We start from the raw sequence: 21,856 nt of genomic DNA on the forward strand, positions 1-21,856 counted from the left end.
GATGCTATCGAACTCCGACATAGAAGCGCTGGAAGACATCCTCTTTGCCGAGCCCTGGGGCGATGATGCCCTGGACTTCTTCGGTTTCCACGGGGTTGTCTGCGCCAGCGTCGTCGGTCCGGCGGAACTGGGGGCGGAAGAAATCTTCCGCCTTGCCACGGGCATCGATCAGATACCCGATAACGGGATTCCCGAGATATTCAAGCGCTGCGCGGATCAGCTGGCCGGAGACATGGCCCATGCCCTGGATATGGGCCAGGCCCTGGAGCTGCCCGAGCCGGAAGACGGAGACCCGATGAACGCACTGGAAAACTGGTGCGCCGGGTTCGTGGACACCTTCCTGGAACACGAGGAAGCCTGGTTGAACGCGGCCAGCGAAGAGGAAACCGCTGACCTGCTGGTTCCCATGCTAACGCTGTCGGGGCTGTTTGATGACGAGGATTTCCAGAAGGTTCGTAATAGCGAGGAGCTGTCCCGGAAAATGGCCGAGGCCATTCCGGACTCACTGACCGACCTGTACCTGCTGTTTCACGCGCCGGATTAAGCCGACGCGGGATTCAGAATCGGTTGCCTGAACGAATGCCAGACCGGCTCAAGCCCGTCTGGCATTTTCGTAATACGGCCAAGCTCACACCAGGGTGCGCCGGCAAAGTGGAAATCACTGCCCTGGGATGCCAGCAATCCTTCCCGTCGGCACAACTCCGCGAGAAACCCCAGGTCGCCGCTGGACTGCCCTGAGGTGGAAACTTCGATCGCCTGCCCCCCAGCTCTCCGGAAGTCGGCGGTCAACGCCCGGAGTTTGGTGGCGGTGAGCTGGTATTTCCGTGGATGGGCAAGCACCGCAATGCCACCCGCAGCATTAATCCAGTGGACCACTTCCGGCAATTCCGGCCAATAGGCTTTCACGTCACCGGCCTTGCCGCTTCCGAGGTATCGCTTGAAGGCCTGCGCAGCGTTGCGCACCACCCCCGCCCCCGTCAGGACCTGGGCAAAATGCGGGCGCCCGGGAACATCGCCGCCGGCAAAAGCGGTTGCCTGTTCCAGCAGGTCATCCACATCAAGCTTGTCCAGCCGATCAGCAATCATCCGTGCCCTGGCCCACCGGTTCTCGTTTTGCTGCGCCAGGGCGCGGCGGAATCCATCGTCCCCGGGGTAAAAGTCCAGCCCCACAATATGGATCGTCCGGCTTTTCCAGATACAGGACAGTTCCACCCCGGGAATCAGGGTGACACCATGAATCCCTGCCGCACACTCCGCTTCGGCGAGCCCGGCAATCGTGTCATGATCCGTCAGGGCAAGATGGCTGACTCCGCGCTCAGCGGCACGCTCAACCAGCGCAGAGGGCGATAGCGCGCCATCGGAGGCGGTGCTGTGGCAATGCAGATCAATGCACAAAACCGGGTCTTGCGGTATAGTCACAGTACATCCTGAGTCATTGGGGAAAGGGCGACAGGCCGTTGATGCACAGTGTATCAGCCATCCCCGCCGCTGTACGACTGCTGATGACCGTTCAGCCCGTTACGTCCAACAGCTTCAATCCGGAGATCTGAATGCACTACGCCATTATCAGTGAAGATGTCGAAAACAGCCTGTCGATGCGTCAGTCTGCGCGCCCCGCTCATATCGAACGGCTGCAGGCTCTGAAAGCCGAGGGCAGATTGCTTGTCGCCGGGCCGCACCCGGCACTGGACACGCCGGAGCCCGGTGACGCCGGCTTTACCGGCAGCCTGGTGATTGCCGAGTTCGACTCGCTGGAAGAAGCCCGGGCATGGGCCGATGCTGACCCCTACATTGAGGCCGGTGTCTACCAGAAGGTTACCGTAAAGCCGTTCAAGCCGGTTCTGCCGTGAGTTGCCGCATGAGTTTATTGTAATGATGGCTCGCTTGCACAGCCGGGTAACTGTGACAAAATTGCGCTTTTAATCATGCACCGACTTCATTCAGAGAATTTCAGGGAACGTAACCAGTGACGCTTTTTCGTCTCGCCATCAGTGTGTTGTTTGCAGTGTCGTCAATTGCCGTTGCTCAGGCCAAAACCGTCTGGGTGGACGATCAGCTGTACCTTCCGGTGAGGTCTGGCGCGGGTACCCAGTACCGGATTATCGAAAATGCCGTGCCGAGTGGCACCCCCCTCGAAGTTCTTGATGCGTCTGACGACGGTTTTACCCTCGTTCGCACGCCAAAGGGTACCGAGGGCTGGGTTTCCAGCCAGTACCTGAGCGAGACGCCGATCGCAGAAGACCAGTTGAATACCGCAAAGCGCCAGCTCGAACAGGCCCGTTCAGAGCTGACCCAGGTAAAAGACCAACTGGCCCAGGTCACCAAGGAACGGGACGCGCTGCAAAACTCCGAATCCTCGCTTTCCAACCGCAGCCAGGAGCTGCAGCAGGAGCTGCAGCGCATCAAGAACATTGCCTCCGATTCCATCAATCTGGCACGCCGCAATCGCGAACTCCTTGAGGAAAACCAGAAGATACGCAATGACCTGGAAGTTCTTACGGCAGAAAACGAGCGCCTGGAGGCCAGCAAGGAATACGACTTCATGCTGCTCGGGGCCGGCCTGGTACTGGGTGGCGTTTTGCTGGCATTGATTATCCCGATGCTCAAACCAACGAGAAAGACCGATAACTGGGCCTGATGCCATGAAGGACTACTCGGAAAAACGCGATTTTCACCGCATGCAGGTGAACTCTGAAATCGAGATCATCGACAGCCAGGGCAACAGGTTCACCGGAATCTGCCGTGACCTGAGCGCGGCCGGCATGCAACTCTATGTCGGTCGTGAGGTCGCCCCGGGAGAAGAACTTCAGACTATCCTCCACCCCAGCAGTGATCAGTTTCCGCCACTGGAAACGGTGTGTGAAGTGACTCGGTGCCAACCAGAGGGTGACGGATTTCTGCTCGGAACGAATATCAGCGAAGTGACTCGCTGACACAAAAACGGCGGCCATTGGCCGCCGTTTTTGTTTGCTCCGGGAATACCTCAGACCAGAGGCTTCTCAGAAACAACAATGCCGTTATTATCGGCATAGACATAATGCCCGGGATGAAAGGTTACACCGTGAAAGGTGACCGGCACGTTCAGGTCGCCAAGCCCACGTTTTTCACTTTTCCGGGGGTGGGTACCCAGGGCCTGGACGCCGAGCGCGGTGTTGCCAATCTCATCCACGTCGCGAACACAGCCATAGATAATGAGCCCGGCCCAGCCATTGCTGGCTGCTTTTTCGGCCAGCATGTCGCCCAGCAGTGCATGGCGCTTTGACGCACCGCCATCCACCACCATGACCCGACCATTGCCGGGCTGGCCAACCTGCTCCTTCACCACGGAATTGTCCTCAAAGCATTTCACAGTCACGATCTCACCGCCAAAGGCCTTGTGTCCGCCGTAGTTGTTAAAGCCCGGCTCCACGACCTGCACCTCGGGAAACTCGTCGCACAGGTCCGGGGTAATAATCGTCGTCACCTTGTCGCTCTCCTATTATCCTGGAAATGAACTCTGCCTATCCTGGAATCGACCTCAGTCGATCTTCTCGTCGGCCAGGAAGAACCAGGTATCCAGCACCGAATCCGGGTTCAGGGAGACGGTATCAATGCCCTGGTCCATCAGCCACTTGGCGAGATCCGGATGATCCGATGGCCCCTGCCCGCAGATACCAATGTACTTGCCCGCCTTCTTGCAGGCCTGGATAGCATTGGACAACAGAACCTTGACGGCCTCGTTACGCTCATCGAACAGATGGGCAATGATGCCGGAATCCCGATCCAGACCAAGGGTCAGCTGGGTCAGGTCATTGGAGCCGATCGAGAAGCCATCGAAATGCTCGAGGAACTGGTCGGCCAGAATCGCGTTGGCCGGCAGCTCGCACATCATGATCACACGAAGGCCATTTTCTCCCCGCTTCAGACCATTTTCCGCCAGCAGACTGACTACCTGCTCTGCCTCACCAACGGTGCGGACAAACGGTACCATGACTTCCACATTGGTCAGCCCCATCTCGTTGCGCACCTTCTTCAGGGCGCGGCATTCCAGCTCGAAGCAGTCGCGGAAGGTTTCGGAGATGTAGCGGGATGCGCCACGGAAACCCAGCATCGGGTTTTCTTCGTCCGGCTCATAGAGAGTGCCGCCGATCAGGTTGGCGTATTCGTTGGACTTGAAGTCCGACAACCGCACGATGACCTTTTTCGGCGCAAAGGCAGCAGCCAGTGTGGAAATACCTTCCACCAGCTTGTCGACATAGAAATCGACCGGGGAAGAATACCCCGAAATACGCTTCTCAACGGTTTGCTTGATGTCACGCGGGAGGCCATCAAAATTCAGCAGGGCCTTGGGGTGCACGCCAATCATCCGGTTGATGATGAATTCGAGGCGAGCCAGGCCAACGCCTTCATTGGGCAGCGACTGGAAATCAAAGGCACGGTCCGGGTTACCCACGTTCATCATGATCTTGAACGGAATATTGGGCATGGAATCGACGGTGTTTTCCCGCAGTTCGAAGTCCAGTGCGCCCTCATAGATCAGACCGGTATCGCCTTCGGCACAGGAAACCGTCACTTCCTGGCCATCGCTCAGAAGCTCGGTGGCGTCACCGCAGCCAACGACCGCCGGTATGCCCAGCTCGCGGGCAATAATGGCTGCGTGGCAGGTACGCCCGCCGCGATCGGTCACGATGGCGGAAGCGCGCTTCATGACCGGTTCCCAGTCCGGGTCAGTCATGTCAGTTACCAGCACATCACCGGCCTGGACGCGGTCCATTTCCTTGATGCTGGTGATGATCTTGACCGGGCCACTGCCGATCTTGTGGCCGATGCTGCGGCCTTCCACCAGAATCTTGCCGGTTTCATTCAGCAGGTAACGCTCCATCACGTTGGCGGAGGCGCGGCTCTTGACCGTTTCGGGACGGGCCTGAACAATGTAGATCTTGCCGTCATCGCCATCCTTCGCCCATTCAATATCCATCGGGCGCTGATAGTGCTTCTCGATAATCATTGCCTGGCGGGCCAGGTCTTCCACTTCGGCATCGGTAATACAGAAGCGGTTGCGCTCCTCCTGCCCGACCTTGACCGTTTCCACAAACTCACCTTCACCGGGGTTTGTGTGGTAAACCATCTTGATGGCCTTGCTACCCAGATTCCGGCGCAGCACCGCAGGGCGGCCAGCCTCCAGTGTGGGCTTGTGAACATAGAATTCATCCGGGTTCACCGCGCCCTGCACAACCGTTTCACCAAGGCCGTAGGAGGCGGTTACAAAAACCACATCCCGGAACCCGGATTCGGTATCCAGGGTAAACATCACGCCACTGGCTGCAGTCTCGCTGCGCACCATTTTCTGGATGCCTGCGGACAGAGCAACCAGTTTGTGATCAAAGCCATGGTGAACCCGGTAGGAAATGGCGCGGTCATTGAACAGTGATGCAAACACCTCTTTCACCGAGGTGCGCACCTGCTGCAGCCCCACCACGTTCAGGAAGGTTTCCTGCTGGCCGGCAAACGAGGCGTCTGGCAGGTCTTCGGCGGTGGCTGAGGAACGCACCGCTACGGCCATGTGTTCATTGCCATCCTGCAATGCAGCAAATGACGCTTCCAGGGCCTTCTCCAGAGCATCCGGAAAGGGTGTTTCGATAATCCACTCACGAATCTGCGCACCGACCCGGGCCAGTTCGTTGACGTCGTTGATGTCCAGGGCGTCCAGGGCGTTGTCAATGCGCTCTTTCAGGCCATCTTTGGCGAGAAATTCGCGATAGGCATGTGCTGTTGTGGCAAAACCACCGGGAACGGTAACACCAGCATTGGCGAGATTACTGATCATTTCGCCGAGGGAGGCGTTCTTCCCGCCCACCCGGTCGACATCCGACATTCCCAGGTGATCAAACCAGATAATGTAATCTTCCAAAGCACGTCTCCCTTGAGTCTGTGAAGCAAAGAGCAAAACCGGACCAGCGGTATCTAGTGGTAAATGCAGGCAATATCCACTGCGAGGTCTCGAACTTGGCGTGTATGATACTGTAACCTGCGGAAATTACCTAGGGAACCACCCGCTGAATCCGGAACCGGACGATACACCATGAAACGCACCGCTTTTTTCATTTCCGATGGCACCGGCCTGACCGCCGAGGCACTGGGGCACAGCCTTCTGGCACAGTTTGAAAAGATCGAGTTTGAACGGTTAACCATTCCCTACATTGCTGACGAAGAAAAAGCCCGGGAGACGGTCACCCGCATCAACAAGGCCGCCGAGACAGACGGCGCCCGCCCGCTGGTGTTTGACACCATCGTAAACAGCGATATCCGGGACATTATCTCCACCGCCGAAGGTTTCATGGTGGATATTTTCGGGACCTTCCTCAATCCCCTGGAACAGGAACTGCAGTCGTCCTCGTCCTACACGGTCGGAAAATCCCATTCAATCAATAATGAAGGAAGTTACGAGCGGCGGATCAAGGCGGTCAATTTCGCACTGGATAACGACGACGGGGCCCGCACCCGGCATTACGACGAGGCGGACCTGATCCTGGTTGGCGCCTCCCGAAGCGGAAAGACGCCAACCTGCCTCTACCTGGCGCTGCAATACGGCATAAAAGCGGCCAATTACCCGATTACGGAAGAAGATCTGGAAGACCAGCAAATGCCGGCCGCCCTGAAGCCCCATAAGGAAAAGATCTTCGGCCTGACCATCGACCCGGAGCGGCTGGCCACAATCCGCAATGAGCGCCGCCCGAACTCGCGGTACTCCTCAATCAAGCAGTGCATGCACGAAATCGAAGAGATCGAACTGATGTACCGGCGTGAACGCATTCCCTACCTGAACACCACGGCCTATTCCGTGGAAGAGATCTCGACCCGGATCATGGTAAGCACCGGGCTCAAGCGGAATCGCTGAGCGGGAAAGTGGAAGGTGGGGTCAGATGAACGCTTTCATCTGACCCCGTGTTCACCCCCCAGCGGCGTTCAAAGCTCCTGAATCTCCAGGCCAAGCTTCTCGACCCTGGCCCTGTTCTCGGGGCTGGTGACAACCGCCGTACTCGCCTTCTCCGGGATTAGCCAGGTGCTGGCAACGCGCTTGAGATCGTCCAGGGTGACCGAGAGCACCCGCTCCCGGAACCGGGCTCGCTGTTCCGGAGAACGGCCAAACAGCTTGTTGTGGAACGCATGGCGTGCCGCGCCCGCCGGAGAGCGGGGTCTGTCGAGCTGGCCAATCACCCCGAGGATGGACTCTTCAAGTTCCTGGTAGTCGTGGTCGGTTTCCTGCAGCCAGGTCAGCGCCTTGTCGAAGTCATCCAGGGTCTCCTCCAGCCGGGGATCCCGGTAGGAGAAGAAGCGGAAAGTTCCGTTCACGCTGTCCTGGCCTGCGCCACCGCCGTAGGCACCGCCCTTTTCCCGGATGGCACGATGCAGGTAGCCGTTGCGCAGGAAGCCGCCGAGTACCGTCAGCGCGGCTGCATCCGGATGATCCACGGGCACAGTATTGTAGGCCTTGGCACAGAAGTTCACCTGGGTAGACGTAAGCCAGGCTTCACGGGTCGTATAATTGACCGGCGCCATTTTCCAGCCTTCTCCGGCAGCTTCGGAGGTACCCGCCCAGCAGGACTTCAGGTCATCAACCATGGCCGGAAGCTGTTCTTCCTCACCAATCACCAGGAATTCACGGCGCTGGTTACGGATTTTTTCATGCAACGCCGAGAGCTTTTCACACAGGGCTGCCAACTCTTCCGGATCTTTCAAAGCCTGATCCAGTTGCTTGGTACCGCGAATACCTGCCAGCCCGCCAAGGCGGAACGATAACCAGGCACCCGGGCTCATGCCCTGGGACGCCGCGCCCATCGCCAGGGCGTGACCACTGCCGGTCACTGCCTGCTCACGGCGCGCGCGGATCTGGGCAATAATTTCCCGAATCCGCTCTTTCTCGTCGAAGCGGGCGCTGGTGTGCAGGTCCCGGAGCAATTGCGTCAGAGCGCTCCGGTTCCGGGCCAGCGCCTTGCCGTTGAAGATAATGTAGCCGGACAGATCCTGGACATCGTCGATACCGCCCTTGGCGCTGAAGGCAGCACCAATGCCACCGGATTCGGCGGAAATGCGGTCCTGCATCTGCAGGTAATCCAATTCGCCGCAGCCCACCTCGGAGATCAGGGTGGTGTAGTACGGCACCAGCAGCAATTCCTCTTCGGTCAGCGCCGGCACCGGCACAATCACCTGTTCGTAAACCAGGCCATTGGTGCCACGGGCGTATACGGTTGCCGAGATATCGCCGTCGTACCGGCCTTCCGGCTCGGGCATCTGCAACGGCACGTCGGACAGATCCACCTTTGGCAGAATGGAATCGTCGTCCTTGCCCATCTGGCGCTCTTCCAGGGCCCGGGCACGGTCAACAATCTGCCGGACCTCGTCCTCGGTCAATGCTTCCTTGCGCCGGGCCAGGGCTTCACGGATCGCAGCCTGACGGTGACCTTCAAGCTTTTCGTCCGGGCGCAGGGTGAGCGTTACCCGGTGTGGGTTTTCCAGCAGTTTCTTGCGGATCAGCCCGGGCACGTAGCCGGGATCACGGATTTTCTCGCGCAGCGTCGCCAGAACCGGCTCCAGATCAAGCAGCTCAACCGGATCGCCGCCATGAACCATCGGCGCTATCGCAGTCATGATCAGTTGCAGACCATAAGGGAACTGGTCACCGGCGATCTCCCGCTGGTGCAGCTCCAACTGGTGCAGAATGGCTTCCAGGCGCTCCTCGCTGACACCCTCTTCAACCACTTTCAGCAGCGTTGCCTCGATCAGTGCTTCCAGTTCCTTGTGCTTGCCGGGCTCGCTGCCTTCGATACCACAGACAAACGTCATCTCGCGGTTGGAATCCTCCAGGCCACACATGGGCGAAGGCGCATGGCCCAGATCGGTGGTCTCCAGGGCCCGCATCAGGGGTGACGCACTGTTCTCCAGAAGCACGGCAGATAACAACTGGCCTTCCAGGTTTTCCAGCAAATCAAAACTGTGACCCAGGAGCCAGCCGACCACAATGTGGGTCTTGCTGTCTGTGCTTTCCCCTTCGCTTACCGCGTACCCCTGTTCGACCCTTACCGGGGCAAACATCCGTTTCTCATCACGGACCGGCAGATCAACGTCGAGCCTGTCGAATCGCTTGAGCGCCAGCGCCTCGAATTTCTCGTGGTGCTCCCTGGCCGGGATATTCCCGTAGGTAGCGAAGATCGCATTGCTGGGATGATAATGGTGACGATAGAACCTGATCAGGTCATCGTAGGAAAGATCGACAATATGATCCGGCTCACCACCACTGTTGTAATGGTAGGTGGTCGTCGGAAACAGGTGGCTGCTCAGGTTCTGCCACAGCTGGGACGTGGCCGAACTCATGGCGCCCTTCATTTCATTATAGACGACACCCCGGTAGACCAGATCGGTGGATGGGTCTTCCGGCTTTTCGAACTCCAGGCGGTGGCCTTCCTGGGCGAAATCCAGCGGATCCAGCTTGGAGAAGAACACGCAATCGAGATACACCGACAGCAGGTTGTCGAAATCCTTGCGATTCATGCTGGCGAAAGGATAGGCCGTCCAGTCGCTGCTGGTAAAGGCGTTCATGAAGGTATTCAGTGACCGCCGGATCATCATGAAGAACGGATCACGGACCGGGAATCGCTCACTGCCGCAGAGCGCGGTGTGTTCGAGAATATGGGCCACACCGGTCGAATCCATCGGGAAAGTGCGCAGGGCGACGAAGAAGACGTTTTCATCGTTGTCTGCCGCCAGATGCAGGTGCCGGGCCCCGGTTTTTTTGTGGCGATACTCCTCAACCTCGAGGTTGAGCGTGTCTATCCGGTGACTGCGAAGCTTCTCAAAGGCCGGATGGATTGCGTTGTCGATCACTGCAGCCATTCAAACTATCCTGTCTTTAAACAATTGGAGAATTGTAGGGTAACACGTAGTATCGATTATGATGCATCACTCCTGTAGCGATAAGGTACCCCGCCAATCCATGACGACACCTGCACCCCACACCAAGGCTGTTGATGCCCCCGAAGTCGCCGCCTACTGGGCCGAGCGGCGCCATTACCTGGAACGCATCCGGAAAGTTCCGGAAATCCGACAGCGCTTCTGGCGGGAAGTTGCCATCTATTTCCTCCGGAGGCTGCTCTGGTCATTCGGCTTCTTTCCGGTGTTTATCGCCTTCTGGGTGCCCTTCGTGCTCGCAAGTTTCAACCCGGTTGTCATGGCGGCGGATCTCATTCCGCTGCTGGAGGACTTTGTCAATTCCAACCCGGAAGTTCAGGCGACGACCATCACCACCCTGGTGACCGCCTGGGCATCGATTGGATTCTTCTTCCTGGTATTTGATTTTGTCCTCACCCCGTTCAAATCACCCTATGAATACGAAGCCGATGTGTACATGAGATCATGGGAGCAACTCAACCATGATCAGCTTCCGGACAAAGTGTGATTTGGCCTGCATTCTCGTTAACTCCAGACACTTTCTGTTACATAAGGTTTCATTCACTGGTTAAGATGAAACGGTAAACAGAATTCCGAGAATGCAGGCTCACGAGGTTCCGACATGGTCGATTTCAGACCGCTTCTGTTCATAAACGCCCTGGCGCTTATGCTGCTGGTCACCGCCGGATTCGCATCGGTGCGGGATGAACTGCGGCTAACAGAAACCTTCAAACCACCTGCCCCGGAACAGACCGTTGCTTCCGAATCGCCCGCAGCCGTGGAGCCTCCCGAAACCGTGGAGCCAACGACAGCCATGGCGCCCGTCGCGGTTGAACCGGCCCCGGTGATTGCGGAGCAAGCCCCGGCCGAACCGCGCCAGCCGGTATTCGACAATACCCCGTTCACCGTGCCGGCCATGCCGGAAAACCCCACCGTGCTGGCGGTCGCAGAGCCGCCCTCGGCCATGGCAACCCGTACTGACGCGCCGCCCGTGCAGGAAAAGCAGGCGCCTGAGAAGGCCCAAGAGCCACCACCGGAACCACCCGCAACCACCGGCACCCTGGTGCTGCGCTCAAACGTTGTGGGTGACCAGGTCACCGTCAACGGTAAGGATTACGGGGCAACCCGCCTGGATCTGGAGCTGGAGCCAGGCCGGTACGATATCACCATCAGCAAACCCGGCTTCAAACCCTGGAGCCAGACGGTAGCCCTGGAGGCCGGCAACGAAATGACCCTGGTTGGCAAACTGGAAGCCTACACCACAGTGAACTACCACAACGGCAACTGGGTCGGCGGCGTCCGCACCGGTGACGGCACCTACCAGAATGCCGATGGCCTGCGTTACGAAGGGCATTTCATCAACGGCGAATTTGATGGCCAGGGCACCGCCTGGTACCCGGACGGCAGCCGGTACGAAGGCGGGTGGTCCGGCGGCAAACGCGATGGCGAAGGCGTATGGCGCAGCGCTGATGGTGCCCGCTACACAGGCGAATTCAAAGACGACCAGTTCAGCGGCAAAGGCACACTGACCCGGGCCAACGGCGATATCCTGATGGGGCACTGGGAGCAGGGGCAACTGAATGGCCAGGGCTCACTGACCACGGCCGACGGCATGCTCTACGTCGGTGGCTTCCGCAATGGCGAGTTCCACGGAACCGGCGCCCTGACCTACCCCGACGGGCACCACTACGAAGGTGAATTCTCCAACGGCGCCTTCCACGGCACCGGTACAGAGGTCTTTGCCGACGGCAAAAAGTACGAGGGCCAGTACATTGAAGGAAAGTTCCATGGCAAGGGGCTGTTAATGAACCCGAATGGCAGTTCCATTGAAGCGACTTTCCGCCATGGCGAGCCTTATGGACAGGTACAACTGACCACAGCGGCCGGGGAAATTTTCACTGCCCGCACAACGGAACCCGGTGTTTGTTATCGGGAAAAAAGCTACCGGGCCACCGAATGCCCGAAACTGGAAAGCTGGTAATCAGACTGGCCCGCTAACAAACGCGTTTGCTGTAAACGATTGAGGTATCACATGACGATCAAGAACGCTCTGCTGGTAGATGACTCCAAAGTGGCACGATTTGCCCTGAGCAAACTGCTGGAGGGTCATGATATGGAAGTCAACATGGCAGGCTCGGCCGAAGAAGCCCTCGACTTCCTGAACAGTCACGGCCGGCCAGACGTGATCTTCATGGACCACCTGATGCCGGGCATGAACGGCGTGGAAGCGACCAAGGCCATCAAGGGCAATCCGGAGACCGCGGGCATCCCCATCATCATGTGTACGTCCAAAAAATCCTCATCCTTCATGGAGGAGGCCAGGAATTTCGGCGTTTACAACATCCTCACCAAACCACCCCAGACTGACGGCCTCAGCCAGGTACTGGATCAACTGGCCATCGATGTCACCCGGGGCAGTCTGCCAGAGCCACTGGCCGACAAGGCCGCCCACCCGGAGGACGAAGAGGACCTGTTGAACATACCGGCAGATGCCTCGGTGCAGCTCTCACCCAAAACCGGGGATGGCGACAGTCGCGGCGGTCCCCAGGCCAACGTGGTTCCCCTGACTAGCGAGCTGATCGAGCAGATTGCCCGCTCGGCAGTCAAAACCCATATCAACAACCGCCTGCACGAACTGCTCAGCTCGCTGTTTGATGAACAGTTTGACCACCTGAAACGCGCCCTGGACGAATCCCGCGGCAAGCAGGAAGCGGTTATAGAGGAGCGCCTCAATGCCGTTTCTGAAATGGTTGAGGCGCGCACCCGGAATCTGCGGGATGAAGTGGCCGCCGAGGTGAACCTGAACCTGGGCAGCGAGCTTGCGGTGCTGAAGAAGGACCTGAAAAAGAATTCCGGATTCACCAGCGAGCACATGGCCGAACTGAAGGACCACATCACCAGCGTTCAGACCATCGACACCGAATTCTGGCAAACCCTGCAATCCGAAGCCATTCAGCAGGCCCACGAGATTTCCCGGGAAACCGCCGAGGACATCGCCCAGCGCACCATCGATCTGTTCGTGGCCCAGCAGAAGTCGGCGTCGTCCCGGGTCTATACCATTGGCCTGGCAGTCAGTCTCGGCATTTTCAGCGTCGGGATCGCCTGGTTGTCGGGCCTGTTTGGCTGAGCAACGCCCTGATTCTCTGCCAATCTGCCGGGGTGTCCACATCGTCATGGACCCCCGGAATCTCCACGCGGGTTGCCCTCACCTCCGCCAGCAGTCGCCCGGCACCGCGATCGCCCTCCAGGTCCAGCACCAGGGGCCACAGCCAGCGTGGCAGGTAGGCCGGAACGCCCGGCCGGTTGCCGTAATCCGCGGCAATGGGTTGCTCCGGAACATAGCGGGCAGCGTCGCCAAACGCCTTCAGGGCATTCAGATCCAGCAGTGGCTGGTCCGCCACCAGCACAAACACCCCTTTCACCGCCGGCCCCAGGCTGCGGATTCCAGCGGCCAGGGAGGCCGATAAGCCTTCGTGCCATTCAGGGGCTTTCAGCCACACCGACGGTTGCCGCTGGCAACGAAAGCGAATCAGCGGATACCAGGCGCCACAGACCACCCGGACATCACGGCTCAAAACCCGCCCCTGCTCAATCGCCTGATCCAGCACAACGCGCTTACCCGCCCCCAGCGGCAGCAGGGCCTTAGGCCGGCCAAGGCGACTCGAGGCCCCGGCGGCGAGTATCAGTGCCGGAAACTCCTGATCGTTGATCTGTCTGCGGAAGTTTATGATGATGCGCCCGATAGCAGGAAGTAATGGTGCCCGGCACTCAGCCAGACTGCTGTACCCGGGGATTTTTGCTAGAATTCGCCCATCAATCAACCATACCCGCCCGGAAATTTGATGAACCATTTGTTTGTAGACAATCTGACCGTTATTGATTTCGCCTACCTGGACCCGACACGGGGGCTGGTGGGCGAAAGCTGGATTGCGGATGTGGTGCTTGGCGGGGACCTGGACGAGCAGGGAATGGTGTTCGATTTCAGCAACGTGAAACGCACCATCAAGCGGGTGATCGACGAGCGCGTCGATCACCGACTGGTGATTCCCCGTGGCTACCAGGGATTGTCCTGGGGCGAGGAACAGCCGGACAGGTTCACCTGGGCCTTGACTGACGGCAGCCAGATTATTCACCGCTCGCCCGACGAAGCCATCGTCTGGTTGTCCGCCGACCGCGCTGTGCCCTCGGCTGTCGCCACGCTGCTGGAGCAGGAGATCAAGGCGGTGCTGCCGGCGAACGTAACGTCTGTCGAGATCCAGCTCCGGGAAGAAGAGATTGACGGCGCCTACTACCACTACGTACATGGCCTGAAGAAACACCTCGGCAACTGCCAGCGTATCGCCCACGGCCACCGCTCCCCCATTCGCATTGACCGGAACGGGCATCGCGATTACGACCTGGAACGCCGCTGGGCGACGCTCTGGCGGGACGTCTACGTGGGCTCCGAGGAAGACGTGGTGCGGCGTCATGTGGGCGACGACGGTGTTCGGTACGTGACCTTCGAGTACGAGGCGAACCAGGGCGAGTTTGCGCTGACCCTGCCGGAAGAGCGGGTTTACATGCTGGATACCGACACCACGGTTGAGCTGATTGCCGCGCACATGGCCGACAAGCTGAAAGTCGAGTTTCCGACGGACACGATTCGGGTCAAGGCATACGAGGGCGTGGGCAAAGGCGCGATTGCCGAGCGTTGAGTGAACGTGGGGGCAGGCACAAAAAAACCGCCCGAAGGCGGTTTTTTTGATGGCTTTCCGGTGGACTAAACCGTCAAGCCGTATTGGCGTCCCCTAGGGGGTTCGAACCCCTGTTGCCGCCGTGAAAGGGCGGAGTCCTAGGCCACTAGACGAAGGGGACTAGAAATTGGTGGAGCCAAGCGGGATCGAACCGCTGACCTCAACACTGCCAGTGTTGCGCTCTCCCAGCTGAGCTATGGCCCCTCAACGGCTGCGTATATTAAGGATCCGCCCTATGGGCGTCAACCTTTTGAACACACTTTTTTTCAGTTTTCTGAACATCCTTGTTCAGGCCGCTCACTAATTCACCAAAGCGGTTATCAAACACCCAGTGCGGCGTATTCTTTTTCCACTTTCTTGGTTTCTTTCTTGGAGAAGCCACCCAGTATTTCCAGGGCATGGCGCAACCGGGAACGTGTCATGTCCGGTCCGAGCAGGGCCATGGAGTCCATCACCGACCAGGAGTTGGGTGTTCCGGCGATGGCCACGAAAATAGAGAACATGAAGTCGCCCATTTTCAGGTCCATCGCCTTGGCCAGGGCCTTGATGTCAGCAAAGATGGTGTCTTTGCTCCAGTGGCGCTGGGCTTCAAGCTTCCAGAGGGTGAACTGCAGTACCCGCCGGATCTGGGACTCTTCCAGCTTGCCGTGGCCAAAGTCCTCCGGTTTCAGATTGAGCATGCCGGAGAACATGAACTGGGCCATGGGCGCCACATCGGAGAAAACCTCCGCCCTGCCCTTGATATGGGGCACCAGGGCGCTCAAGGCATCTTCATTGAACCACCACTGGCGCATGCGCTCGATGAACTGCTCTTCGGTCAGCTCATCCCGCAGCCACTGGCCGTTGAGCCAGCGCAACTTCTCCACATCGAAGACCGGGCCACCCAGAGACACCCGCTGGATATCGAAGTTCTCGATCATCTCGTCCAGGGTGAATTTCTCCCGCTCGTCGGGCATGGACCAGCCCATGCGCCCCAGATAGTTGGTGACCGCCTCCGGCAGAAACCCCATACGCTCGTAGAAATTGATGCTGGTGGGGTTCTTGCGCTTGGACAGCTTGCTCTTGTCCGGATTGCGCAGCAGTGGAAGGTGGCAGAGCACCGGCATGTCCCAGCCAAAATACTGGTACAGCAGTTTGTGCTTGGGCGCCGAGTTGATCCATTCCTCGCCGCGCAGAACGTGGGTTATTTCCATCAGGTGATCATCCACCACGTTGGCCAGGTGATAGGTGGGCATGCCGTCGGATTTGAGCAGAATCTGGCAGTCCACCTGGGCCCAGTCGATTTCAATCGTACCCCGGAGCATATCGTCGATCTCGCAAATGCCCTCGTCGGGCACTTTCATGCGAATCACGTAGGGATCGCCAGCATCCAGGCGATGCTTCACCTCCTCCTCCGGCAGCTCCAGATCGCCCTTGATGCCCGGGTTCAGCCCCTGGGCCTTGCGCTCTTCCCGAATGGCTTCCAGCTCTTCCGGTGTCCGAAAACAATAGAATGCATGGCCGGCGGTGACCAGATCCTCGGCATACTGACGGTAGGAGTGTTTGCGCTCTGACTGGCGATAGGGGCCATGAGGCCCCCCCACATCGGGGCCCTCATCCCAGTTCAGGCCAAGCCAGCGCAACGCCTTGAGAATGTCCTGCTCCGATTCCGCCGTGCTCCGGGCCTGGTCGGTGTCTTCAATCCGAAGGATGAACTGGCCGCCGTGCTGACGGGCAAAGCACAGGTTAAACAGGGCCACGTAGGCGGTACCAACGTGAGGATCACCGGTGGGTGACGGAGCAATTCGGGTACGTACAGTCATGAAACCTTCCTGAAAAATCGGTGGCCGTTTGGTAAACCCGGCATTATACCGGCCATCGCCGGGTTTCGCATGATCAGAGCGGCATCCGGGATGCGACAAACTATCGGCATGAATAAATTTTGCTGACTCACATCAAAGTTGTTATATTATAACATTGCAAATCACTGGAAGGATTCCCCGCCCCATGCACGTTCCCGGAAAAGCACTGTCACTGGCAATGGGTGCCACTGCCCTCTTTCTCAGCGGCGCCCTGCAGGCCGAAACCCGCATTGTCACTTCCATCAAACCGGTTGAGCTGATTGTCCGTGCTGTTGCTACCGAAGACATGCAGACCACCACCCTGGTCCCCCCCGGCTCAAGCCCTCACAACTACACCATGAAACCATCCCAACGGCGCGCCCTGGAAAAGGCCGATGTGATTTTCTGGGTGGGGCCAGACATGGAAACCTTTCTGAACCGGCTGCTCGCCGGGCAGGAGTTCAGCAGCCGGACGATTGCGCTGGGGCAGGCAGACCATCAACCGGAAGCCGGGCATGATCATGGCATGGGTGAAGACCCCCACATCTGGCTCGATCCGGAACAGGCCGTTGCAATGGCCGAGACCATCCACGACGCCCTCTCCAAGCTTAAAGGCGTTGACGAGGCGGCACTGGACCGGAATCTTGAGCAGTTCCGGGCCCGCATCCGCGAAACCGACAGCGCGATTCGTGCCCGACTGGCTCCGGCGCACGAGATCAGCCTGTTCTCCTATCACAGTGCCTTCACCCGGTTCGCCAACCATTACGACCTGAAACTGGAGGGCGTGCTGACCCTGAACCCGGAACTCTCCCCGGGCGCACGCCATATTGCCGAGGTTCAGAACAAGCTGCGCAATGGCCGGCACCCCTGCCTGCTGACCGAGCCCCAGTTCAATCACCAGTGGTGGAAATCGATGACCGAAGGCATGGACGTCACCTTCAGCACCTGGGACCCTCTGGCAACAGACATCGAGGCAACCGCAAACGGGTACAACGATCTCCAGCACGGCATTGCCGATGCCGTGCTGAAATGCCTACCAGAGGAGACTCAGCATTAACGGAATGGAGGCAATGGCCAGCAGGGTCTGGCCACTGATGATGCCCGCCATCAAAAGAGCGTCGCCGCCCAGTTGCCGGGCCAGGATGTAAGCCGAGGTGGCGGTGGGCAGAGTCGCCAGCAAAACAGCAACCTGCACCATCAGGCCATCCAGGCCCAACAGAAACGCAAGCCCGACGGTGATCAGGGGGAAGGCCACCAGCTTCAGAACCGAAGCAACGATAAACGGCATGGACGCCCCTCGTAGCGCCTGCAGTTGCAGCCCTGCGCCCACCGTCATCAACCCCATTGGCAGGGCCAGGTTACTGAGCGGTTCCAGAATGCCCGCTATCAGCGGGTGAAACCCGATCTCGAAGAAGCTCCAGACAACCCCGACAACCGAGCCAACAATCAACGGGTTGGTGACAATCGCCCTGAATACCGGCCCGAGCCGGACCGGCCCGTCGGTCGCCACCAGCGAAAACATCAGGATGCAGAGCAGATTGAGCAGTGGCACCATCACCGCCACGGCAATGGCTGTCAGCGACAGGCCCGCATCACCCAGCAGCATCCCCCCTGCAGCCAGGCCCACGTAGGAATTGAACCGTATGGCGCCCTGGAAGACCGATGAGAACACCGGCCCTCGCCAGCGCCAGATCCATTGCGCCAGAACCAGCACCAGCGTCATTGCAAGCAGCATGGCCCCAATGAGTAACGCGATATCGCCATAAGCCGATGCCGGCAGCCTGGCCTGCCCGAGCTTGAACACAAGCATGGCCGGAAACAGCACGTAGTAGGTAAAGCGCTCGGCCTGGGGCCAGAAATCACCACCGGGAAAATCCAGGCGGCGGAACACATGTCCGAGCATGATAAGGACAAACACAGGCACCAGGGCCTGAACCATTACCGGCATAACAAAAAGCTCCAGCCGCAGTTGGCATCACCGGATACGATCCGAAACGCGTTAAACAGGCTGCGCAGAATAACAGACACCGACCACGGCGTCCTGAGGGCCGATTCCGGAGGCAAAAAGAAGCGCTTGCACTTGGAAAAAAAACCGTCAACACTTTGAGCAGATCCCCCACGGCAGATCGAGACTCTCCTTGACCCATAACCACGATGCCGACGTTGCCAAAGAAGACTTCGGGCCGGCTGCCTCCGCGAATCTGGAAATGCTGCCGCCAGACGCTCGCTTTTACAGGCTGACCCAGATTTACCGCGCACTCAGCGAGATCAACCAGGCGATCATTCGCATGAGCGATGAGCGGGAACTCTTCCCCCTGGTATGCCGCATCGCGGTTGAATACGGCGGCGTCAATATGGCCTGGATTGGCGTCGTTGAAGAGGGTTCTGAGCACCTCGTTCCTGTCGAGCGTTCCGGCATGGGCACGGATTACCTCGAATCCCTCCGTATATCCACCCAGCAAGGGAGCGCCGAGGGGCGAGGTCCATCGGCCACAGCCTATCGGGAGAATCGGCCTGTCATCGTCAACCAGTTCGCCAACAGCCCGATTACCGCACCCTGGCACGAACGGGCGAAGCGCTTCGGATGGGAAAGCAGCGGGTGCTTTCCCATCCAGAGGAACGGCAAGCCATATGCCGTTCTGTCGGTCTACCATCAAGCCGACGACTTCTTTGACAGCGAAACCATCAGCCTGCTCGAGGAGATGGCTCAGGATATCAGTTTCGCGCTCGACAACTCTGATCGCGAGAATGAACGCCGCGCGGTCCTGGAGGCTCTGCGCGCCAAAGAACAGCACTTTCGCGCTTATTTCGAGCGATCGATGCTGGGTATGGCGGCCACCCGACCGGACCGAAGCTGGCTCGAAGCTAACGAAAGCCTCTGCGACATGCTCGGGTATTCCATTGACGAGCTGTGCACCAAAAACTGGGAAGAGCTCACCTATCCAGAGGATCTGGCACGCAACAATGAGCTGTTCGGGCAACTGCTTGATGGCCGGATCAACGAGTTCGTGATTGAAAAGCGGTTCATCCGGAAAACCGGCGAACTGATTGATGCGCACCTGGCCGTTCGCGCCGTAAGAAACGAAGATGGCAGCCTGGCCTATGCGGTATCCTTGATTGAGGACATCACGCACCGAAAACAGGCGGAACGACGCGAGAGCATGCGGCGGCGTATACTCGAGAAGGTCGCCAAAGGTGGCAGCCTGGACGAGATCATGCGGCAGGTGACCTATGAAGCGGAGGCCATCTATCCAGGCTCCCTGTGCTCGATTCTGGTTGCCGATGAACGGGGGGAGCGACTGCTGAGCGGCGCCGCACCGAGCCTGCCCGACTTTTTCAACGAGGCCGTGAACGGCATCCCCATCGCCGAAGGTGTGGGTTCCTGCGGCACTGCCGCGTACCTTCGTAGCCGGATTATTGTTGAGGACATTGCATCCCATCCTTACTGGAAGGATTACAAGGACCTTGCTGCCAAAGTCGGGGTTTCATCCTGCTGGTCGGAACCCGTGCTTTCCGTTTCCGGCGAAGCACTGGGCACCTTCGGGATCTATCGACGGGAACCCGGATTGCCAGATGACCAGGAAATTGCCCTGATTGAAAGCGCAGCCAACCTGGTCGGCATTGCCATCGAACGACAGCGTGCCGAAAAAGAGCTGCACCTCGCCTCGTCCATCTACAGCCACAGTGCCGAAGCCGTCCTGGTCACCGATGCGGACAACAAGATCATCGCCGTCAACCCGGCCTTCACCAGAATCACCGGGTATACGCTGGCCGATGTCCGTGGCAAAGACCCCTCTGTGCTTCGCTCCGGCAGGCACGACCCTGATTTTTACCGGGCAATGTGGCAGGACCTTCTTGGGCATGGGGGATGGCAGGGGGAAATCTGGAATCGGCGAAAAAACGGTGAGACCTTCCCTGCCTGGCTCACCATCAATGCCATCCGGAATGAAAAGGGAGACATTCAACGATACGTAGCACTGGGCTCGGACATCAGCAACAAAATCCGCTCCGACGAACTTATCTGGCGCCAGGCTAATTACGACTTCCTGACGGACCTGCCAAACCGGCACATGTTTCAGGATCGCCTGGAACACGAACTGAGGAAAGCCCGCCGTCACCAGTCCCTGCTGGCGCTGTTTTTCGTCGATCTTGATCACTTCAAGGATGTCAACGACACCCTGGGGCACACATCGGGTGACCGGCTACTGATCGATGCCGCGGAGCGAATCTCCCGATGCCTGAGGGAATCTGACACCGTTGCCCGGATGGGCGGCGACGAATTTACCGTGATCCTGCCGGATCTGACAGACCCAGCAGATGCCGAAGGTGTGGCGACTCACATCATCACCGCTCTGGCGGAGCCCTACGTCATCAATGGTCAGGCACTCTATTTGTCCGCAAGCATTGGCATTACCTTTTATCCCGAGGATTCAACCGACGCGGACCAGTTGTTACGGAGCGCAGATCAGGCCATGTACGCTGCCAAGCACGCGGGCCGGAACTGTATTCGTTACTTCACAAAATCGTTGCACGACTCCGCCCAGAATCGCCTGACACTGATCAACGATATGCGCGTGGCCGTTGCCCAAAAACAGTTTGAACTGTACTTTCAGCCCATTGTGGACCTTGGTACCGGCAGAGTCGTCAAAGCGGAAGCCTTGATCCGCTGGCACCACCCGGAGCGCGGCATGATAAGCCCGGCCGACTTCATACCTCTGGCCGAAGAATCCGGGCTCATCGTTGAGATCGGCGACTGGGTTTTCAGAGAGGCTGCAACATGGGCAAAACGATGGAACGACCTTTTCGAGGGCGGCATACAGGTTTCTGTCAATACCTCTCCAAGCCAATTCCAGAGCGATGCGTTCAAGGTTCCGGAATGGCTGGCGTACCTGCAATCTCTCGATCTGCATGAGAAGTACCTGAGCATCGAAATCACCGAGGGGCTGCTGTTGAACGCCAGCCAGCAAGTTACCGACAAGTTGCTACGATTCCGGGATGCCGGGATTCAGGTAGCGATTGACGACTTTGGGGTTGGCTATTCGGCCCTGTCTTATCTCAAACGGTTTGATATCGATTACCTGAAAATCGACCAGTCTTTCATTCGTAATCTCGGGACAGAAGAGAACGACCTGGCCCTCTCCGAAGCCATCGTCATCATGGCGCACAAACTGGGCCTTCAGGTCATTGCCGAAGGCGTGGAAACCGAAACGCAATGCCGTCTCCTGCTTGATATAGGATGTGACTGCGGCCAGGGCTACCTGTTCTCTCGTCCCCTGCCCGCCGAGGCGTTCGAGACCTTCCTTGGCGGGGCGGGCAAGGCCGGGTTCAAATGATGCCTTCCCTAAATGCCGAGGCACTCTGCCAACTGAAGGTTCGCTT

The 21,856-nt window shown here is 58.5% G+C and carries 18 protein-coding genes and 2 tRNA genes; 11 read left to right on the forward strand and 9 right to left on the reverse strand.

From position 1 onward, the window contains the following. The first annotated feature begins 1 nt into the window (after nt 1). Nucleotides 2–544 (forward strand): YecA/YgfB family protein, encoded by a 543-nt coding sequence (locus msub_RS05165; RefSeq protein WP_048495025.1) that lies wholly within the window; start codon nt 2–4, stop codon nt 542–544. Here the strand turns inward: msub_RS05165 and msub_RS05170 are convergent. Next, complete coding sequence (locus msub_RS05170; protein ID WP_048495026.1) at nt 541–1,419, reverse strand: PHP domain-containing protein; 879 nt, start codon at nt 1,417–1,419, stop codon at nt 541–543. The two genes, msub_RS05165 and msub_RS05170, sit on opposite strands and share 4 nt — an antisense overlap. Nucleotides 1,420–1,550: 131 nt before the next feature. Here msub_RS05170 and msub_RS05175 point away from each other — a divergent pair, with 131 nt between their 5' ends. The 3 genes from msub_RS05175 (at nt 1,551) to msub_RS05185 (ending at nt 2,933) form a co-directional block, all read left to right on the forward strand. Further along, nucleotides 1,551–1,850 (forward strand): YciI family protein, encoded by a 300-nt coding sequence (locus msub_RS05175; protein WP_048495027.1) that lies wholly within the window; start codon nt 1,551–1,553, stop codon nt 1,848–1,850. 116 nt (nt 1,851–1,966) lie between these two features. Beyond that, a complete protein-coding gene (locus tag msub_RS05180) occupies nt 1,967–2,638 on the forward strand; it encodes a TIGR04211 family SH3 domain-containing protein (protein WP_048495028.1) in 672 nt (223 codons plus the stop codon). 4 nt (nt 2,639–2,642) lie between these two features. Further along, entirely contained in the window at nt 2,643–2,933 is a 291-nt protein-coding gene (locus tag msub_RS05185) for a PilZ domain-containing protein (protein WP_048495029.1), read from the forward strand. A gap of 50 nt (nt 2,934–2,983) precedes the next feature. Here the strand turns inward: msub_RS05185 and rraA are convergent, their stop codons facing one another. Together rraA and ppsA are read right to left on the reverse strand one after the other, a co-directional pair. Further along, nucleotides 2,984–3,463 carry a ribonuclease E activity regulator RraA gene (gene rraA, locus msub_RS05190; protein ID WP_048495030.1) on the reverse strand — a complete coding sequence of 160 codons (480 nt, stop codon included), beginning with the start codon at nt 3,461–3,463 and terminating at the stop codon, nt 2,984–2,986. Between the two features lie 54 nt (nt 3,464–3,517). After that, nucleotides 3,518–5,854 carry a phosphoenolpyruvate synthase gene (gene ppsA / locus msub_RS05195; protein WP_406564700.1) on the reverse strand — a complete coding sequence of 779 codons (2,337 nt, stop codon included), beginning with the start codon at nt 5,852–5,854 and terminating at the stop codon, nt 3,518–3,520. A 207-nt stretch (nt 5,855–6,061) separates the two neighbouring features. Here ppsA and ppsR point away from each other — a divergent pair, with 207 nt between their 5' ends. Then, complete coding sequence (gene ppsR / locus msub_RS05200) at nt 6,062–6,877, forward strand: posphoenolpyruvate synthetase regulatory kinase/phosphorylase PpsR (RefSeq protein ID WP_048495032.1); 816 nt, start codon at nt 6,062–6,064, stop codon at nt 6,875–6,877. 68 nt (nt 6,878–6,945) lie between these two features. Here ppsR and msub_RS05205 read toward each other — a convergent pair whose 3' ends face one another. Continuing rightward, a complete protein-coding gene (locus msub_RS05205) occupies nt 6,946–9,870 on the reverse strand; it encodes an insulinase family protein (protein WP_048495033.1) in 2,925 nt (974 codons plus the stop codon). A gap of 100 nt (nt 9,871–9,970) precedes the next feature. On the opposite strand from msub_RS05205, the gene msub_RS05210 reads away from it, so the two are divergent. The 3 genes from msub_RS05210 to msub_RS05220 all read left to right on the forward strand — a co-directional run bounded on the left by msub_RS05210 (nt 9,971) and on the right by msub_RS05220 (nt 13,051). Further along, nucleotides 9,971–10,432 carry a hypothetical protein gene (locus tag msub_RS05210; RefSeq protein ID WP_048495034.1) on the forward strand — a complete coding sequence of 154 codons (462 nt, stop codon included), beginning with the start codon at nt 9,971–9,973 and terminating at the stop codon, nt 10,430–10,432. Nucleotides 10,433–10,546: 114 nt separating this feature from the next. Next, nucleotides 10,547–11,905, forward strand: a complete 1,359-nt coding sequence (locus tag msub_RS05215; RefSeq protein ID WP_048495035.1) for an MORN repeat-containing protein — start codon at nt 10,547–10,549, stop codon at nt 11,903–11,905. Nucleotides 11,906–11,956: 51 nt separating this feature from the next. Then, on the forward strand, nt 11,957–13,051 hold the full coding sequence (locus msub_RS05220; protein ID WP_048495036.1) for a response regulator: 1,095 nt from the start codon (nt 11,957–11,959) through the stop codon (nt 13,049–13,051). Here the strand turns inward: msub_RS05220 and msub_RS05225 are convergent. Beyond that, nucleotides 13,011–13,745, reverse strand: coding sequence for a nucleotidyltransferase family protein (locus tag msub_RS05225; RefSeq protein WP_227506646.1), 735 nt, complete (start codon nt 13,743–13,745; stop codon nt 13,011–13,013). The genes msub_RS05220 and msub_RS05225 overlap by 41 nt on opposite strands. A gap of 21 nt (nt 13,746–13,766) precedes the next feature. On the opposite strand from msub_RS05225, the gene msub_RS05230 reads away from it, so the two are divergent. After that, entirely contained in the window at nt 13,767–14,618 is an 852-nt protein-coding gene (locus tag msub_RS05230) for a 6-carboxytetrahydropterin synthase (protein WP_048495037.1), read from the forward strand. Nucleotides 14,619–14,702: 84 nt separating this feature from the next. Here msub_RS05230 and msub_RS05235 read toward each other — a convergent pair. The 3 genes from msub_RS05235 to gltX form a co-directional block, all read right to left on the reverse strand. Then, nucleotides 14,703–14,778, reverse strand: a tRNA-Glu gene (locus msub_RS05235). Nucleotides 14,779–14,785: 7 nt separating this feature from the next. Beyond that, nucleotides 14,786–14,861: transfer RNA gene (locus tag msub_RS05240), tRNA-Ala, on the reverse strand. Nucleotides 14,862–14,977: 116 nt separating this feature from the next. Continuing rightward, nucleotides 14,978–16,459: a glutamate--tRNA ligase gene (gltX, locus tag msub_RS05245; RefSeq protein WP_048495038.1), complete on the reverse strand. Its 1,482-nt coding sequence runs from the start codon at nt 16,457–16,459 to the stop codon at nt 14,978–14,980. 184 nt (nt 16,460–16,643) lie between these two features. On the opposite strand from gltX, the gene msub_RS05250 reads away from it, so the two are divergent. After that, nucleotides 16,644–17,534, forward strand: coding sequence for a zinc ABC transporter substrate-binding protein (locus tag msub_RS05250; protein WP_048495039.1), 891 nt, complete (start codon nt 16,644–16,646; stop codon nt 17,532–17,534). On the opposite strand, the gene msub_RS05255 is transcribed toward msub_RS05250, so the two are convergent. Further along, on the reverse strand, nt 17,511–18,425 hold the full coding sequence (locus msub_RS05255; RefSeq protein WP_048495040.1) for an AEC family transporter: 915 nt from the start codon (nt 18,423–18,425) through the stop codon (nt 17,511–17,513). The genes msub_RS05250 and msub_RS05255 overlap by 24 nt on opposite strands. Nucleotides 18,426–18,615: 190 nt before the next feature. On the opposite strand from msub_RS05255, the gene msub_RS20800 reads away from it, so the two are divergent. Then, nucleotides 18,616–21,810: a bifunctional diguanylate cyclase/phosphodiesterase gene (locus msub_RS20800; RefSeq protein ID WP_053077935.1), complete on the forward strand. Its 3,195-nt coding sequence runs from the start codon at nt 18,616–18,618 to the stop codon at nt 21,808–21,810. Nucleotides 21,811–21,856 lie beyond the last annotated feature (46 nt).

Origin of the sequence: Marinobacter subterrani (genome assembly GCF_001045555.1) — a bacterium.
GTDB classification, from domain to species: Bacteria; Pseudomonadota; Gammaproteobacteria; order Pseudomonadales; family Oleiphilaceae; genus Marinobacter; species Marinobacter subterrani.